This window comes from Novosphingobium indicum, from assembly GCF_014645195.1.
GTDB classification, from domain to species: Bacteria; Pseudomonadota; Alphaproteobacteria; order Sphingomonadales; family Sphingomonadaceae; genus Novosphingobium; species Novosphingobium indicum.
This window is the reverse complement of the sequence record NZ_BMLK01000007.1, coordinates 75816-91344: the sequence shown is the minus strand read 5'-3', so window position 1 is coordinate 91344 and position 15529 is coordinate 75816. Positions and strand designations below refer to the sequence as shown.

The 15529-nt window shown below is 63.5% G+C and carries 13 protein-coding genes; 6 read left to right on the top strand and 7 right to left on the bottom strand.

From position 1 onward, the window contains the following. Positions 1-13 precede the first annotated feature (13 nt). The 5 genes from cysS to fsa all read right to left on the bottom strand — a co-directional run bounded on the left by cysS (position 14) and on the right by fsa (position 5813). Positions 14-1456: a cysteine--tRNA ligase gene (gene cysS / locus IEX64_RS08825; RefSeq protein WP_229710162.1), complete on the bottom strand. Its 1443-nt coding sequence runs from the start codon at positions 1454-1456 to the stop codon at positions 14-16. Positions 1457-1522: 66 nt separating this feature from the next. After that, complete coding sequence (locus IEX64_RS08820) at positions 1523-2425, bottom strand: EamA family transporter (RefSeq protein ID WP_188819290.1); 903 nt, start codon at positions 2423-2425, stop codon at positions 1523-1525. A gap of 57 nt (positions 2426-2482) precedes the next feature. Continuing rightward, positions 2483-3142 (bottom strand): nitroreductase, encoded by a 660-nt coding sequence (locus IEX64_RS08815; RefSeq protein ID WP_188819289.1) that lies wholly within the window; start codon positions 3140-3142, stop codon positions 2483-2485. A gap of 49 nt (positions 3143-3191) precedes the next feature. Continuing rightward, positions 3192-5006: a cobaltochelatase subunit CobT gene (cobT, locus tag IEX64_RS08810; protein ID WP_188819288.1), complete on the bottom strand. Its 1815-nt coding sequence runs from the start codon at positions 5004-5006 to the stop codon at positions 3192-3194. 156 nt (positions 5007-5162) lie between these two features. After that, complete coding sequence (gene fsa / locus IEX64_RS08805; protein ID WP_188819287.1) at positions 5163-5813, bottom strand: fructose-6-phosphate aldolase; 651 nt, start codon at positions 5811-5813, stop codon at positions 5163-5165. A 168-nt stretch (positions 5814-5981) separates the two neighbouring features. Here fsa and IEX64_RS08800 point away from each other — a divergent pair, with 168 nt between their 5' ends. Then, entirely contained in the window at positions 5982-6605 is a 624-nt protein-coding gene (locus tag IEX64_RS08800) for a hypothetical protein (protein ID WP_188819286.1), read from the top strand. 97 nt (positions 6606-6702) lie between these two features. On the opposite strand, the gene IEX64_RS08795 is transcribed toward IEX64_RS08800, so the two are convergent. Continuing rightward, positions 6703-7392, bottom strand: coding sequence for a DUF4197 domain-containing protein (locus tag IEX64_RS08795; protein WP_188819285.1), 690 nt, complete (start codon positions 7390-7392; stop codon positions 6703-6705). Positions 7393-7440: 48 nt separating this feature from the next. On the opposite strand from IEX64_RS08795, the gene IEX64_RS08790 reads away from it, so the two are divergent. Genes IEX64_RS08790 through IEX64_RS08780 form a run of 3 tightly spaced genes read left to right on the top strand, consistent with a single transcriptional unit; the run spans position 7441 to position 11859 of the window. Continuing rightward, a complete protein-coding gene (locus IEX64_RS08790) occupies positions 7441-9606 on the top strand; it encodes a primosomal protein N' (protein WP_188819284.1) in 2166 nt (721 codons plus the stop codon). 35 nt (positions 9607-9641) lie between these two features. Beyond that, positions 9642-11198, top strand: a complete 1557-nt coding sequence (locus tag IEX64_RS08785) for a cryptochrome/photolyase family protein (RefSeq protein ID WP_188819283.1) — start codon at positions 9642-9644, stop codon at positions 11196-11198. Between the two features lie 28 nt (positions 11199-11226). Further along, positions 11227-11859 (top strand): glutathione S-transferase family protein, encoded by a 633-nt coding sequence (locus tag IEX64_RS08780; RefSeq protein ID WP_188819282.1) that lies wholly within the window; start codon positions 11227-11229, stop codon positions 11857-11859. Here the strand turns inward: IEX64_RS08780 and ada are convergent. Further along, complete coding sequence (ada, locus tag IEX64_RS08775) at positions 11856-12884, bottom strand: bifunctional DNA-binding transcriptional regulator/O6-methylguanine-DNA methyltransferase Ada (protein WP_188819439.1); 1029 nt, start codon at positions 12882-12884, stop codon at positions 11856-11858. The genes IEX64_RS08780 and ada overlap by 4 nt on opposite strands. A 521-nt stretch (positions 12885-13405) precedes the next feature. On the opposite strand from ada, the gene IEX64_RS08770 reads away from it, so the two are divergent. Next, positions 13406-13960, top strand: a complete 555-nt coding sequence (locus tag IEX64_RS08770) for a F0F1 ATP synthase subunit delta (protein WP_188819281.1) — start codon at positions 13406-13408, stop codon at positions 13958-13960. A gap of 13 nt (positions 13961-13973) precedes the next feature. Continuing rightward, on the top strand, positions 13974-15503 hold the full coding sequence (gene atpA / locus IEX64_RS08765) for a F0F1 ATP synthase subunit alpha (protein ID WP_188819280.1): 1530 nt from the start codon (positions 13974-13976) through the stop codon (positions 15501-15503). Positions 15504-15529 lie beyond the last annotated feature (26 nt).

The following is a 15529-nucleotide window of genomic DNA, read 5'->3' as shown; positions in this document are numbered from 1 at the left end:
GGGCTCGCGCCGGTCAACCCAGCTTCCATTCCCAGCCGAGCGGATCGCCGTCCATCACCTCGATTCCGCGCGCAGCAAGTTCATCGCGCAAAGCATCGGACGCGGCGAAATCCTTGTCCGCGCGGGCCTGCTTGCGGCGAGCCAGCACGTCCTCGATCTCGGATTCGCTGATCTCGGCGGCCTTGGGTCTGATGCGCAGATCGGCGCGCGCCATGTCGAACAAGCGCAACCCCAGCACACCGTCCATAAGTTCGACGACCGCCCGCTTCGCCGAGGGATCGACCTTCTTGGCGGATAGCACATCCTCCAGCGCGGTGAGCGCGACGGGCGTGTTGAGATCCTCGCTCATGGCCTTGTCGAAGGCATCGAGCATGGGCGCCAACTTCTGGTGTCGCGCCTCACCGGCCTCCACATCGGCCAGACGTTCAGCCGCCATGAGCATGCGCTTGAGGCGGGTCAGGGCAGCGCCCAGCCCTTCCCAGCTGAACTCCAGTTCGCTGCGGTAATGCGCCTGCAGGCACATCATCCGGTAGGCGAGCGGGTGGTAGCCCTTGTCGATAAGCAATTGCAGCCGCAGGAACTCACCCGACGACTTGCTCATCTTGCCCGAGCGCTCGACGAGGAAGTTGTTGTGCATCCACACCCGCGCGCCCGAATTGGCGGGCAGGTCCAACCCATTGGTGCAGCAGAACGCCTGGTTCTGCGCGATCTCGTTGGGGTGGTGGATTTCGCGGTGGTCGATGCCTCCGGTATGGATGTCGAAGGGAAAGCCCAGCAGGTCACCGGACATCACCGAGCATTCGAGATGCCAGCCCGGCGCGCCCTTGCCCCAGGGTGAATCCCATTCCATCTGGCGCTTTTCGCCCGGCGGGGTCTTGCGCCAGATCGCGAAGTCGGCGGCGTTGCGCTTGCCCTCGACTGTTTCGATCCGGCTTTCGCCTTCCTCGGTTACCGCACGCGCCAAGCGGCCATAATCGGCCACGGTCGAGACATCGAAGTAGAGGCCGCTGTCGAGTTCATAGCAGTGCTTGTCGGCAATCGACTTCGCGAAATCGATCATCTGCGGCACGTAGTCGGTGGCGATCGACCACTTGGCCGGCTCGCGGATGTTGAGCGCCTTGATGTCGGCCCAGTAGGCCTCGGTATAGTGCCTGGCGATGTCCCAGATGGACTGCGCGCGCTCGGCCGCCATCTTCTCCATCTTGTCCTCACCGGCATCGGCATCGTCGGTGAGATGGCCAACGTCGGTGATGTTGATGACGTGGGTGAGCTTGTAGCCCTTGTAGCTCAGCGTGCGGCCCAGAACGTCCGCGAAGACATAGGCGCGCATGTTGCCGATGTGCGGGTAGTTGTAGACGGTCGGCCCGCAGGTATAAACGCGCGCCTCGCCGTCATGGACGGGCTGAAACGGCTCGAGCTGGCGCGTGAGGCTGTTGAAGAGCGTAAGGGTATGCAAGTTCCGCTCGCCTTGAGCTTGTCGAAAGGTCATGGGCACGGGGCATTAGGCGGCACGCCGTCCCAGTCAAGCGTGCGAGACCATCAGGACCGCCACGCCGAGCGTTATCAGCACGAAACCGAACCATTCGCGCGCTGTCAGCCAGCGACCGGAGACGTACCGCGACATTACCGCCACGACGGGCATTTCGATCAGCGCCAGCGTGCGGACGTTCGCCGCCAGCGTAAGCGAGAACGAGATGAACCAGCCCGCCGACGCCAGCGCGCCAAGCGCTCCTGCCAGTACGCTCAGCCGCCATTCTCGCAGCGAACCGAAGAAACCGGAGGCATCCTTCAGGACGAACCACACCGCGAGCGTCACCGACTGGATTGCCAGCGAAACGACCAGCATTGTCAGGCTGCGCAGCATGAAGCCGCCCTGCGGCACCAGATCGATCGACGCGCGGAAACAGATTGCGGTCAGGCCGAACAGCGCACCGCTGGCAACGCCGACCACGAGCGGTTTCCATTCCCTGAGCTTGGCCGCACTGTCTCCCATGCGCAGCGAGGCCATGACCACGCCGACTGTCACGATCAGCACGGCGACCCAGCCGAGCCAAGACAACCGGTCGCCGATCAGCACGAAGCCGAGAACCGCAACAGTCACCGGTTCGGTCTTGATGTAGGCATAGGCCACGCCGAAATCACGCTTGGCCATGACCACGAGCATCAGCGCCGTTGCCACGATCTGCGTCACGGAACCCGCAAACGACCAGGCCAGCGCCTCGGCCGGGATCGGCGGGATCGGGCTCGGGACGAACAAGAGATAGATCGCAAGCAGGATCGCGGCGAACGGCAATCCGTAAACGAAGCGTACCTGCGTGCCGCCCACCGTGCCGATGCGGGCCGTGAGACGAGATTGCACGGCATTGCGCAGAACCTGCGCGAAGGCTGCCGTCAGCGTGAACGGCACCCAGAGCAAGCCGTGCATCACGACCCTGCCCCGCAATGGGAAAAAGACACGCCGAGCTGGTTTGCCAATCTCAACTCAAAATCCGAGAAGACGCACCTGATCGTCCAGCGGCACGCGCTCGCGCTCGAAATTGTTCACCGGCGCATCGGGATCGCGGTAGCCGATCGCCAGACCGCAGAACAGCAGCGTATCGTCGGACAGGCCCAGGTGCGCCTTGATGGTCCGCCCGTAGAGGCCCATCCATTCCTGCGGGCAGGAATCGAGACCTTCGCCGCGCAGCAGCAGCATGATCGTCTGCAGCCACATGCCGACATCGGACCATTGCGGCTCCTTCATCAGCTTGGGGAAATGGCTCAACAGCAGCACCGGCGCACCGAACGAGGTGAGGTTCTGCTGGGAGAATAGATTGCGCTGATCCACATCCTCGCGCCCGATAGCCATCGCGCCGTACATCTGCGCGCCCAGCGTGCTCAGGCGCTGCCGGTACTTTTCCTCCTGCGCGGGAGCCGAGAAGTTGTATTCAAGCGGGTCGTCCTGCTTGCTGGCCAGAAGCACTTCCTGAAGCGCCTTGAGCGGTGCGCCGGTGAGGACCGTCGCTTCCCAGGGTTGGTAGTTGCAGCCCGAAGGTGCCATCCGCGCCGCTTCCAGCACACGGCGCAGGGTTTCCGGTTCGACCGCCTGTTCGGTGAACGCCCTGATCGAGCGACGGGAGGCAACAGCTTCGGCAACGTCCATCGGCATTTCCCTGCAATTTCGCGGATCGGCTTGAAATCCGGCTATGTGATCATTCTTCCTCGAACAGACCGGCCAGCTGCTCAATCATCGTGCCGCCAAGCTGTTCGGCATCCATGATCGTCACGGCACGGCGATAGTAGCGCGTCACGTCATGGCCGATGCCGATCGCCACCAGTTGCACCGGGCTCTTCGCCTCGATCCATTCGATCACCTTGCGCAAATGTGCCTCGAGGTACCCCGCCGAGTTCACCGACAGGGTCGAATCGTCGACAGGCGCGCCGTCGGAGATCACCATCAGGATGCGGCGGTCCTCAGGACGCGCGAGCAGGCGCTGGTGCGCCCAGAGTAAGGCCTCGCCGTCGATGTTTTCCTTGAGCAGCCCCTCGCGCATCATCAACCCGAGGTTCTTGCGGGCGCGGCGCCAGGGCTCGTCGGCCTGCTTGTAGATGATATGGCGCAAATCGTTGAGACGGCCGGGATTCGCCGGCTTTCCAGCCGTAAGCCAAGCATCGCGGCTGAGACCGCCCTTCCAGTTGCGGGTTGTGAAGCCGAGAATCTCGACCTTCACGCCGCACCGTTCGAGCGTGCGCGCCAGCACATCGGCACTGATCGCGGCGATGGAGATCGGCCGCCCGCGCATAGAGCCCGAATTGTCGAGCAGCAGCGTGACGACCGTGTCCTTGAACTCGACGTCGCGCTCGACCTTGTACGACAGCGACTGACCGGGCGAGACGACCACACGCGCCAGACGCGCGGCATCGAGCAGCCCCTCTTCCTGATCGAAATCCCACGACCGGCTTTGCTGCGCCATCAGCCGGCGCTGGAGACGGTTGGCGAGCCGGGTGACGACACCCTGCAGGCCCTTGAGCTGGGCATCGAGGTAGGCGCGAAGCCGCGTCAGTTCCTCGTCGTCGCACAGCTCGGCAGCGGCAGTGACCTCGTCGAAGGCCTCGGTGAAGACCTTGTAGTCGAATCCGTCGGGGATGTCGGTCCATGGCCGGTTCGGGCGAACGGGCATCATGCCCTCTTCGCCCTCGTCGCCTTCCTGGCCGTCCTCCATTTCGTCGGAGGCTTCGCCCTCGCTCTCGCTTTCGCCCTCGTCCTCGCCCTGCGAAGGTTCAGCCGACATTTCGGAAGGCTGCTGTTCCTGCCCGGCGTCGTCGCCGTCCTGCTCTTCCTCGGTCTCCTCGTCACCGTCCTGATCGTCGGGCTCGTCGGGCGGCTGCTCGATATCCTCGGGGCGAGTCAGCTCGAGGTGCTGGAGCATGTCCAGCGAGAGCGTCTGGAAAGCGTTTTGATCCTGGATCGACTGGGCCAGCGCATCGAAATCGCCGCCGGCCTTCTCCTCGATCCACGAGCGGACCATGTCGACACCGGCCTGCGCCGCTTCGGGAATCGGCTGACCGGTCAGCTTCTCGCGCAGCATCAACGCCAAGGCCGACTGCACCGGCACCTGATCGGGGGTTTCCGCCCGCATGATCGGATCGGATGCCATGCGCGCCATCAGCGACGCGTCGAGGTTCTCGCGCATGCCGGGATAGGCGTTGGCCCCCAGCGCCTCATAGCGAACCGCCTCGACAGCATCGTAACAGGCGCGGGCCGAGGGTTCGGACGGCGCCTTGCGCATATGCAGCTTGTCGTTGTGATGCCGCACCTTCAGCGCGAAGCTGTCGGCATAGCCGCGCGCCTGCATCGCTGCCCCGCGCGGAAGGCTGCGGCCCGGCATCGGCAGGCGGAACGTGCCGCCGCTGGCGCTGGGCGCATCGGCCGTCCAGTTGACCTCGATCTCCTTCTCATGCGCGATGGCGCGGCTGGCGCCGGCGAGAACGGACTTGAAGCGGTCTGAGGGGGATTCGTCTGACATTGCCAATTTGCCTAGCGCATCAGTGTAGGAGGCTCAAATGGACGATGCCCGAGTATTCGCGAAAGGGCTTCGACAAGCTCAGCCTGAGCGGTTCTGGAAAGGCGTGTCCGCCTATCTCCGCTCATTCTGAGCCTGTCGAAGGATGCCTGCGCGACCTCAGATCGACTGGCCGGTCTTCGCCCAGTCGGCAAGGAAGCCTTCGATGCCCTTTTCGGTGAGGACATGCTTGAACAGGCCCTTGATGACGGCCGGCGGCGCGGTCATCACGTCGGCACCGATCCTGGCCGCTTCCAGCACATGCACGCCGTGGCGGATCGAGGCGGCGAGGATTTCGGTCTGGAAGGCATAGTTGTCGTAGATCAGGCGGATGTCGCGGATCAGGTCCATGCCATCGAAGCCGTTGTCGTCGTGACGACCGATGAACGGCGAGATGAATGTCGCGCCGGCCTTTGCAGCGAGAAGCGCCTGATTGGCCGAGAAGCACAGCGTGACGTTGACCATCGTGCCGTCGCCGGTGAGCTTCTTGCAGGTCTTGAGGCCATCGACCGTCAGCGGCACCTTGATGCATACGTTGTCGGCGATCTTGCGCAGCACCTCGGCCTCACGCATCATCCCGGCATGGTCGAGCGCGACGACTTCGGCGCTCACCGGGCCGTGCACGATGCCGCAGATTTCCTTGGTGACTTCCATGAAATCACGGCCGGACTTGGCGATCAGCGAGGGGTTGGTGGTGACGCCGTCGAGCAGACCGGTATCGGCAAGCTCCTTGATGTCGGCGATTTCGGCGGTGTCGACGAAGAATTTCATGGTGTGATCCTGAAGTGACGAGTCTCGGGCGCGCTATAGGGAAGCGGGCGCGGCGCGGCTAGGTCGGGAGAGCAAATTGCGGTTGGGACGGGCAACCGGCTTTCGCGCTGCGTCTGTGCATAGACCTGATAGCTGGCACGTCCGGGCAAAGCGGGAATTGCATTGCTGGTGGGAAAGCCGCATGCGCTTGCCATGAAAGCTCCTGGGAAAATCACAATTTTGCTCGTGACGACACAGACATTTTCGGCCTGTTCAATCGCCGATGAGTCATCTCGTGTTTCACCTATCGCCTGCGAGGTTGCCTTGCTCCATGTAAAGGCGTTCAGGGAAAACGCTGGGGGCCCAATAGCAATTGAGTTTGCACCGCCCTCCGACGAACTGAATATTCTTACAAATAAGAGTATTGATGAGTTTCTAGTAGATCACCCAGAGTTAAGAGGCGATCCGGACCTCCCCCGCCAGCGCAAGTTGGCGGGGGAGGTCCAAGCGCTTAAGGCATGCACTAATTTAAGAGATTGGTACCAGAAAAATAGTGTGACGCTGAATGACCGTGAATATAACAAGTTGGTATCAGATGCCTTTGATCAAAGAGGATCAAAATTGAAAGGGCCAATCCCATTTGGCTTTTTGAGCATTTCTGCACCAGCATTATCAGATGATGGTACTCAGGTATTTTTCAGCGTCCGCGAATCAAACCGCGAAATTGGGAATAAATTTTTCGTTACGTACAAGAAATCGAACGACGGTAATTGGCGTATCGCGGACAAAACAAGCTGCTGTGGCGTCCCCTAGTGCCTTCGGCAGCTAAGTCGGCATATCCGGAGCATCCGGTTTCGGGGGAACGTTCCAAACAGCATTCACAACGACAGCCGACGAAATTCGTCCTCGCCTAAAGACCCTTCAGCCCAGCAATCAGCACTGGATCGTTGGTCGCGGCCGGATTCTCCCTGATTTCCGCTTCGCTGGCGCCGATCTCGTACCAGATGGCGTTGTCGGCATCGAGCGCAAGGGCGTGCGCGGCATCGGTGATGCTGACACCCGACAGCGCAGAAATCGCCTGATTGAGAATCGGGTTTTCGGCAAGGCGCATCGCCTGATCGAGTTCGGGGATCATCGCATTGACCAGAGCCGGGCCCATGGCCTGGCGCAGATAAGTGGTCGCGGCCGTCTTGCCGCCCTTGATCAGTGCCAGGGCATCGGTGATCGCAATGTTGCGTACCGCTTCGGCCACGACCGGCGCGGCCCTGCGGGCGCCGTCTTCGGCAAGGGTGTTGAGTTCGTGCTGCAGCTTCTCACGGAACGCCGGTGATTTCAGTACCGCGCCGGCGAGCGTGCCGGGCTTGCCGAACAGGACCGGCAGATCGATGCGGGCAACGGCGCTGTCCCAGAAACCGTCTGGTTCGGTCAGCCGTGCGAAAGCGCGCTGGGTGGAATGGCGCAGGAGCCGCTGCACGATCTCGACGTAGCTCATCGTCCCGATCGTCGCGCAGCCGGACACGGCCAGCGCTCCCGATGCGAACAATCCGGCCAGAAGCGCGCGGCGCCCCAGTGCAAATTCACCCGATCCCCAGTCTTGCATACACACCTCCTTCACCTCGGGAGCGACCGGCGCCTATATGCAAAGGCGATGGAACGCGTCCGACTCCTTGTTTTCAATGCCGCACTGGGCGTTCTCGACTACCGTGTAGCGGAGCGAATGACGGTCGAATACGGTTCAGTCGTCGTCGCCCCGCTGGGGCCGCGTCAGGTTCTCGGCATTGTGTGGGAAGCAGAACGCCTGAGCGCGCAGGATGTGCCCGCATCTAAATTACGGCCGCTGCTTGAAGTGCTGCCCGTTCCGCCGCTGCCGGCCCAACTGCGGCGGCTGATCGAATGGACGGCCGATTATTACTGCGCCCCGCTGTCGTCGGTCGCGCGCATGGCGCTCGGCAGCACGGCGGCACTGCGCGGGGGCGGCACCACCACCGAATACCGTCTGACCGGCGAGGAACCCAAGCGGATGACGCCCCAGCGCGCCGCCGCACTTGACGCGCTGCAAGGCGAACAGGGCTCGATCCGCGAACTGGCCGAACTGGCGAGCGTATCCGAAGGCGTGTTGCGCGGCATGGTCGGCGCGGGGCTGCTGGAACCAGTAATGGTCGATCTCGACCGCCCTTATCCCCCTGCCCGGCCCGATTTCGCAGCACCCAGGCTAAGCGAGGCGCAGAAGGAAGCGGCAGACACTTTCGTGGCAGCGGTCAAGGACCATGCTTTCGCGCCCTTCCTGCTTGATGGTGTCACCGGCTCGGGCAAGACAGAATGCTATTTCGAGGCCGTGGCCGAGGCCCTGCGGCTGGGCCGGCAGGTGCTGGTGCTGCTACCCGAGATCGCGCTGACCGAGAACTTCCTGCGCCGCTTCGAGCAGCGCTTCGGCGTCGCGCCGATCCTGTGGCACTCGTCGGTCAAGTCGAGCGAGCGGCGCCGGGCATGGCGCGCGATCGCGCATGGCGAGGCGCAAGTCGTCGTGGGTGCCCGCTCGGCGCTATTCCTGCCTTACGCCAGCCTCGGGCTCATCGTTGTAGACGAGGCGCATGAGGTCTCATTCAAGCAGGACGACGGCGTGCGCTACAATGCCCGCGACGTTGCCGTGATCCGCGCCAAGTTCGAGGCGATCCCGGTGATCCTCGCCAGCGCGACGCCCGCGCTCGAATCGATGCAGCTCGCCGAAGCCGGGGTCTATCGCAAGATCGAGCTGCCCGACCGTTTCGGCGGCGCCATGCTACCCGAGATCGAGATCATCGATCTGCGCAAGGAAGTGCCGGAACGGGGCCGCTGGCTGGCGCCCCGGCTGGTCGAGGAAATGAAGGACCGGCTGGCGCGCGGCGAGCAGTCGCTGCTGTTCCTCAACCGCCGGGGCTATGCACCGCTGACGCTTTGCCGACATTGCGGCTACCGCTTCCAGTGCCCCAACTGCACGGCATGGCTGGTCGAACACCGTTTTTCGCAGCGGCTCGCCTGCCATCATTGCGGGCACGAAGTACCGGTACCCGATGCCTGCCCCGAGTGCGGGACGGCGGACTGCCTTGTCGCCTGCGGGCCGGGCGTGGAACGGATCGCCGACGAAGTCGCGGAGATCCTGCCCGAGGCCCGCACCGCGCTTGTGACGTCGGACACAATGAACACCCCCGAAGCGATCGGCGATTTCGTCGCCAAGGCCGAAGGCGGAGCGATCAACGTCATCATCGGCACGCAGCTCGTCACCAAGGGCTATCACTTCCCCGAACTGACGCTGGTCGGCGTGATCGATGCCGATCTAGGGCTCGAAGGTGGCGACCTGCGGGCGGCGGAGCGAACCTACCAGCAGGTCGCGCAGGTCGCCGGGCGCGCGGGCCGCGGCGAGAAGCCAGGCGAAGTGCTGATCCAGACGCGCCACCCGGAAGCCTCCGTCATCGCCGCGCTCGCGAATGGCGACCGTGATGCCTTCTATGCGGCCGAAACCGAATCCCGCCGGGATGCCGGTGCGCCGCCGTTCGGGCGCTGGGCCGCGATCATCGTGAGTTCGGAGGATCAGGCGGAAGCCCTGTCGGCTGCCCGCGCCATTGGCGGTACCGCCCCGAACCTCCCGGACATGCTGGTGCTTGGTCCCGCCCCCGCCCCGCTATCCCTGCTACGCGGTCGCTATCGCTTCCGCCTGCTGATCAACGCGCGCCGCTCGGCCGAATTGCAGAAGGCCCTGCGCGACTGGCTCGAACCGCTACAATTCCCGCGGGGGGTGCGCGTCAGCATCGATATCGACCCTTACAGCTTCGTATAGCGGCACAAAGCGCGCGCTGACCGGTTAGGTTTCCCATGGCAGGCAAGACTCTCGTTCCCATCCTAGGCGATCAGCTCACCCGCACCCTCGCCTCGCTGCGCGGCCAGACCAAGGCCGATACCGTCGTGCTGATGATGGAGGTCCGCGACGAGACCACTTACGTCAAACACCACAAGCAGAAGATCGCGCTCATCCTCTCGGCCATGCGCCACTTCGCCGCCGAGCTGGAGCAGGCCGGCTGGCAAGTCGACTATGTGAAGCTGACCGACAAGGACAACACCGGCAGCTTCACCGGCGAAGTCAAGCGGGCGGTCAAGCGCCATGCGCCGGACCGCATCCGCGTCGTCGAACCCGGCGAACTGAGGGTGCGCGAGATGATCGATGCCTGGGCGGACAAGCTGGACATCGATGTCGAGATCCTGCCCGACGACCGCTTTCTATGCTCCATCGACGAATTCCGCGACTGGGCCGACGGTCGCAACAGCCTGCTGATGGAAAGCTTCTACCGCGACATGCGCCGGCGCACCGGTCTGCTCATGAATGGTGACGCCCCCGAAGGCGGCGAATGGAACTACGACAAGCAGAACCGCGCCTCGCCCGACGAGGACATGGCCCCGCCACCGGCCCCGCGCTTCGAACCTGACGAGATCACGTGCGAGGTGATCGAGATGGTTCAAAGCGAATCCGCCGATCATTTCGGCGATCTCGACAAGTTCGGCTGGCCGGTCACGTCGGATCAGGCCGACAAGGCGCTCGATGCGTTCATTGCCGAGCGGCTGCCCGAGTTCGGCAAGTATCAGGACGCGATGGTCCACGGGCAGGACGACCTCTACCACTCGCTCCTGTCTACCTCGATCAACCTCGGGTTGCTCGATCCGCTCGACTGCTGCCGGCGCGCGGAGCAGGCCTACCAAGCCGGTGACGCCCCGCTGAATGCGGTCGAAGGGTTCATCCGCCAGATCATCGGCTGGCGCGAATATGTGCGCGGCATCTACTGGCTCGACATGCCCCAGCTGCGATCGGCCAATGCCCTGCAGGCGCGGCGCGCGCTGCCCGAGTTCTACTGGACCGGCGACACCCGGATGCGCTGCATCGCCGACTGCGTCCGCTCCACGCGCGAGAATGCCCACGCGCATCACATTCAGCGGCTGATGGTGCTGGGCAACTTCGCGCTGATCGCCGGGATCGAGCCGCAGCAGGTCGAGGACTGGTTCCTCGTCGTCTATGCCGACGCCTACGAATGGGTGGAGCTGCCCAATGTCGCGGCCATGGCGCTATGGGCGGACAAAGGGCGACTGGCCTCCAAGCCCTATGCGGCGAGCGGCAATTACATCAACAAAATGTCCGACTATTGCGGGGATTGCCACTACAAGGTCTCGAAGAAGACCGGCGAAGGCTCGTGCCCGTTCAACTCGCTCTACTGGCATTTCATGGACCGCCACCGCACCCTGTTCGAAAAGAACCGCCGGATTTCCCGCGTCTATGCGAATTGGGACCGGATGGATGCCGACAAGCGCAAGGCCTATCTCGATACGGCAGAGGCCTTTCTCGACAGCCTGGAACCCGCGAGCAAGCATTGGGTTGGGGACTAGACGCTTAAGGCCATACGAGAGGATTAGCATGCTGACCGTCCACCACCTTCGCCAGTCTCAGTCCGAACGCATCGTATGGCTCTGCGAGGAGCTCGGCCTCGACTACGAGCTGAAGCTCTATGACCGGCGGGCGGACAATCGTCTTGCGCCCGACGAGTACAAGGCGCTGCATCCCTCGGGCACCGCGCCGGTTATCACCGACGGCGCCCTGACGCTGGGAGAGAGCGGTGCGATCGTCGAATATATCGCCGGTCGCTATGGCGAATGGCGGCTTTGTCCTAAAGCGGACGACGACAATTTCGCGCAGCACCTGTTCTGGTTCCACTTCGCCAATGGCACCTTCATGGCGAATGTAATGATGGAATTGTCTGCCCGTGCGACCGGCGCGAAGGAACTGCCGGCGCTCGCGCAGGATCGCAAGGCACGCGCCTGGCAGCAGGTGGAAGATCAACTCGGCAAGACCGCCTATCTGGGCGGTAGCGAACTGACCACGGCCGACATCATGATGGGCTTTCCACTCACTACGATGCGTAGTCTCGGCCCCTATTCCATCGACGACAAACCGAACATCCAGGCGTACCTGAAGCGCATCGGTGAGCGCGCCGCCTATCGCAGGGCCATGGAAAAGGCCGAGCCGGGCTTCACGCCCAAGCTCGACTAGCGCCCGCCGCGCTCGCTCTCGCGCCGCAACAATTCACGCTTGATCTCTTCGCCATAGGCGTAGCCGCCTACCGATCCGTCGGTGCGGATGACGCGGTGGCAGGGGATCAACACGGCCACGTTGTTCGCTCCGTTAGCGGTGCCCGCCGCGCGAACCGCGCCCGGCTTGCCGATTGCAGCAGCGATCTGGGCGTAGGTGCGCGTTTCACCGGCAGGGATACGCTGCAATTCCTGCCAGACCGCTTCCTGAAACGCCGTGCCCTGGACATCGAGCGGGATCGCCCGGCTCTCTCCGGGTTGCTCGACAGCAGACACGACCTGCTCGACCAGCTTCGCGAAGTCTTCTCCGCCGTCGACCAGTTCGGCGTTGGGAAAACGACCGGCCAGTTCCTGCCGGCCCTCCGCGAAGGACAGGCGGCACACGCCTTTTTCGGTTGCCGCGACGAGCATCTGTCCGAGGGTCGTCGGTACCACGGTCCAGCGAATCGTTACGCCGCGTCCGCCGTTGCGCCATGCCGAAGGCGTCATGCCCATTCTCCCCTCGCTCGCTTCGTAGAACCGCGACGGCGTGCTGTACCCCGCCTCGTAGATCGCTTCGGTCACGCTGGCACCGGCGCTCAGCGCGTCGCTCGCCAATTCCATGCGGCGCGAGCGCAGGTACTGCGTAGGAGACAGCCCCACAGCCCGCTTGAACACGCGCTGGAAATGCGCGGGGCTATATCCCACCGTGGCGGCCAGTTCGGACAGGCCGGGAGCCTCCTCCGGATCGGACAGAAGAGCGAGCGCGCGCGATATCGCTTCCTCGTCGCGCGCCACCTCGTTGGGGCGGCATCGCAGACATGGACGCAGCCCTTCGGCTTCCGCTGCGGAAGGCCCGGCGAAGAACCGCACATTCTCCCGCCGGGGATGACGCGCCGAGCAGGAGGGCCGGCAGTAAATGCCGGTTGTCAGCACTCCGGTAACGAAGCGGCCGTCGAACGCCTTTTCGCGCGACAGCACGGCCTGCCAGGCGCGGGCGTCATCCATGACATCATCCAGTGTCGGCTCAGCAAGAATCACGCTTCGTCTCCATCGCGCCCTGCCCGCGCTGACACATATCGCATCCACGGTACGATAGGGACTGCGGATGCGCCTGTGCACAAAGGCTCGCTCAAACCCGCTTCACCGCCCCGCATTCCCCTGCGCCTCGTGGCAATGGCAGAAGCCGGCCCGGCGAATCCGATCTTCCGCGCAATTTCCACGCACACGCCTTCGCGGGGTTTTGCCGCGAAATAGTGCCCGCAAGTCTCTGGCGGCGAACAGCCGATTCTATAGCCCACCGGCAACTCCTTTTTGATGTTCCCAGAAGCTATTACGCATCCATTGGAGCGTCGCTTCCCGCCTGTTGCTTTTAAAACGCACGGGCGAGCATTGTCGTTAGCGGTCAAGGGGCGCCTTGCATCGCAACAATATCGTCGCTATGCGCGCCCCGTCTGCGGGCCGGGGGGCACGGTGTTATGTTGCGTCCCCAAGTGCCTCAGCCCACCCGATGTAAGGATAGGACACGCGTGGAGAATTCCGGCGGCATTAAGGCCAGCTTGCAAGGGCGCTACGCTTCGGCGCTGTTTGACCTTGCCAGCGAAAAAGGCACCGTCTCGGCGGTCGAGAGCGACCTCGAGAAGATTGGCGAAGCCATCAAGGAGAGCGCTGATCTCGGCGCCCTGATTCGCAATCCGCAAATCAGCCGCGAGGCAGCGAGCAAGGCGATCGAAGCCGTGGCCGATGTGCTGGGCCTATCGCAGCTCACCAAGAATTTCCTGGGCGTACTGGCCGGCAACCGCCGCCTGTCCGCCCTGCCCCAGATCATTCGCGCCTTCGCTGCCATTGCCGCCGCCCAGCGCGGTGAAGCGACGGCAGAAGTCACTTCCGCCCACGCGCTGAGCAACGAACAGGTCGAACAGCTGCGCCAGAAGCTGGAAGTGCGCGAAGGTCGCAGTGTAAAGATGAAGACGAGCGTGGACCCCGACCTGCTTGGCGGTCTCGTCGTCACTATCGGCTCCAAGCGCATCGACAGCTCGATCCGCACTCGTCTCAATTCGCTCGCCCAGGCCATGAAGGGCTAAGAAAGGCAGAACAATGGATATCCGCGCAGCAGAAATCTCGAAGGTCATCAAGGACCAGATCGCCAGCTTCGGCACCGAAGCACAGGTTTCCGAAGTCGGCTCGGTTCTGTCGGTCGGTGACGGTATCGCCCGCATTCACGGTCTCGACAACGTCCAGGCCGGTGAAATGGTCGAGTTCGCCAACGGCGTTCAGGGCATGGCGCTCAACCTCGAAGCCGACAACGTCGGCGTCGTGATCTTCGGCTCGGACGCCGAGATCAAGGAAGGCGACACCGTCAAGCGCACCAACACCATCGTCGACGTTCCCGTCGGCAAGGGCCTGCTGGGCCGCGTGGTGGACGCTCTCGGCAACCCGATCGACGGCAAGGGCCCGATCGTCGCCGACAAGCGCTCGCGCGTCGAAGCCAAGGCTCCCGGCATCATCCCGCGCAAGTCGGTGCACGAGCCCGTGCAGACCGGCCTCAAGGCCATCGACGCCCTCGTCCCCGTCGGCCGCGGCCAGCGCGAACTGATCATCGGTGACCGCCAGACCGGCAAGACCGCCGTCGCCATCGACACCTTCATCAACCAGAAGGGCCCGAACTCGGGCGACGACGAAGGCAAGAAGCTTTACTGCATCTACGTCGCCATCGGCCAGAAGCGTTCGACCGTCGCGCAGATCGTGCGTCAGCTCGAAGAAAACGGCGCGATGGAATACTCCATCATCGTCGCCGCGACCGCTTCGGAACCCGCTCCCCTGCAGTACCTCGCGCCCTACACCGGCGCCGCGATGGGTGAGTTCTTCCGCGACAACGGCATGCACGCCGTGATCGTTTACGACGACCTTTCCAAGCAGGCCGTCGCCTACCGCCAGATGTCGCTGCTGCTCCGCCGCCCGCCGGGCCGCGAAGCTTACCCCGGCGACGTGTTCTATCTCCACAGCCGCCTGCTCGAGCGCGCTGCGAAGATGAACGACGAAATGGGTTCGGGCTCGCTCACCGCGCTGCCGATCATCGAAACCCAGGCCGGCGACGTCTCTGCCTACATTCCGACCAACGTGATTTCGATCACCGACGGCCAGATCTTCCTCGAAACCGGCCTGTTCTATCAGGGCGTGCGTCCGGCCATCAACGTCGGCCTCTCGGTCAGCCGCGTCGGCGGTTCGGCCCAGACCAAGGCGATGAAGAAGGTCGCCGGCTCGATCAAGCTCGAGCTCGCGCAGTACCGTGAAATGGCGGCCTTCGCGCAGTTCGGTTCGGACCTCGACGCTTCGACCCAGAAGCTGCTCAACCGTGGTGCGCGCCTGACCGAGCTGCTCAAGCAGCCCCAGTTCTCGCCGCTGCCGTTCGAAGAGCAGACCGTCTCGATCTTCGCCGGCACCAACGGCTACCTGGACAAGCTCCCGGTCGACAAGGTGACCGAATACGAAGCCGAAATGCTCAGCTTCATGCGTTCGGAACATGGCGATGTTCTGGCGGAAATCCGCAACACGCAGAAGTTCGAAGGCGAAATCAAGGACAAGACCGTCGCGGCGCTCGACGCCTTCGCCAAGCAGTTCGCCTGAGACTGACCTGATCCCCATTGTTCCGG

What these genes read in the sequence shown, in the direction of transcription:
- fsa (WP_188819287.1), bottom strand. Translation starts at nt 5,813, where the DNA reads ATGAAATTCTTCGTCGACACCGCCGAAATCGCCGACATCAAGGAGCTT.
- IEX64_RS08820 (WP_188819290.1), bottom strand. Translation starts at nt 2,425, where the DNA reads ATGCACGGCTTGCTCTGGGTGCCGTTCACGCTGACGGCAGCCTTCGCG.
- IEX64_RS08785 (WP_188819283.1), top strand. Translation starts at nt 9,642, where the DNA reads ATGGCAGGCAAGACTCTCGTTCCCATCCTAGGCGATCAGCTCACCCGC.
- IEX64_RS08790 (WP_188819284.1), top strand. Translation starts at nt 7,441, where the DNA reads ATGGAACGCGTCCGACTCCTTGTTTTCAATGCCGCACTGGGCGTTCTC.
- ada (WP_188819439.1), bottom strand. Translation starts at nt 12,884, where the DNA reads ATGGATGACGCCCGCGCCTGGCAGGCCGTGCTGTCGCGCGAAAAGGCG.
- atpA (WP_188819280.1), top strand. Translation starts at nt 13,974, where the DNA reads ATGGATATCCGCGCAGCAGAAATCTCGAAGGTCATCAAGGACCAGATC.
- IEX64_RS08815 (WP_188819289.1), bottom strand. Translation starts at nt 3,142, where the DNA reads ATGGACGTTGCCGAAGCTGTTGCCTCCCGTCGCTCGATCAGGGCGTTC.
- IEX64_RS08780 (WP_188819282.1), top strand. Translation starts at nt 11,227, where the DNA reads ATGCTGACCGTCCACCACCTTCGCCAGTCTCAGTCCGAACGCATCGTA.
- cobT (WP_188819288.1), bottom strand. Translation starts at nt 5,006, where the DNA reads ATGTCAGACGAATCCCCCTCAGACCGCTTCAAGTCCGTTCTCGCCGGC.
- IEX64_RS08795 (WP_188819285.1), bottom strand. Translation starts at nt 7,392, where the DNA reads ATGCAAGACTGGGGATCGGGTGAATTTGCACTGGGGCGCCGCGCGCTT.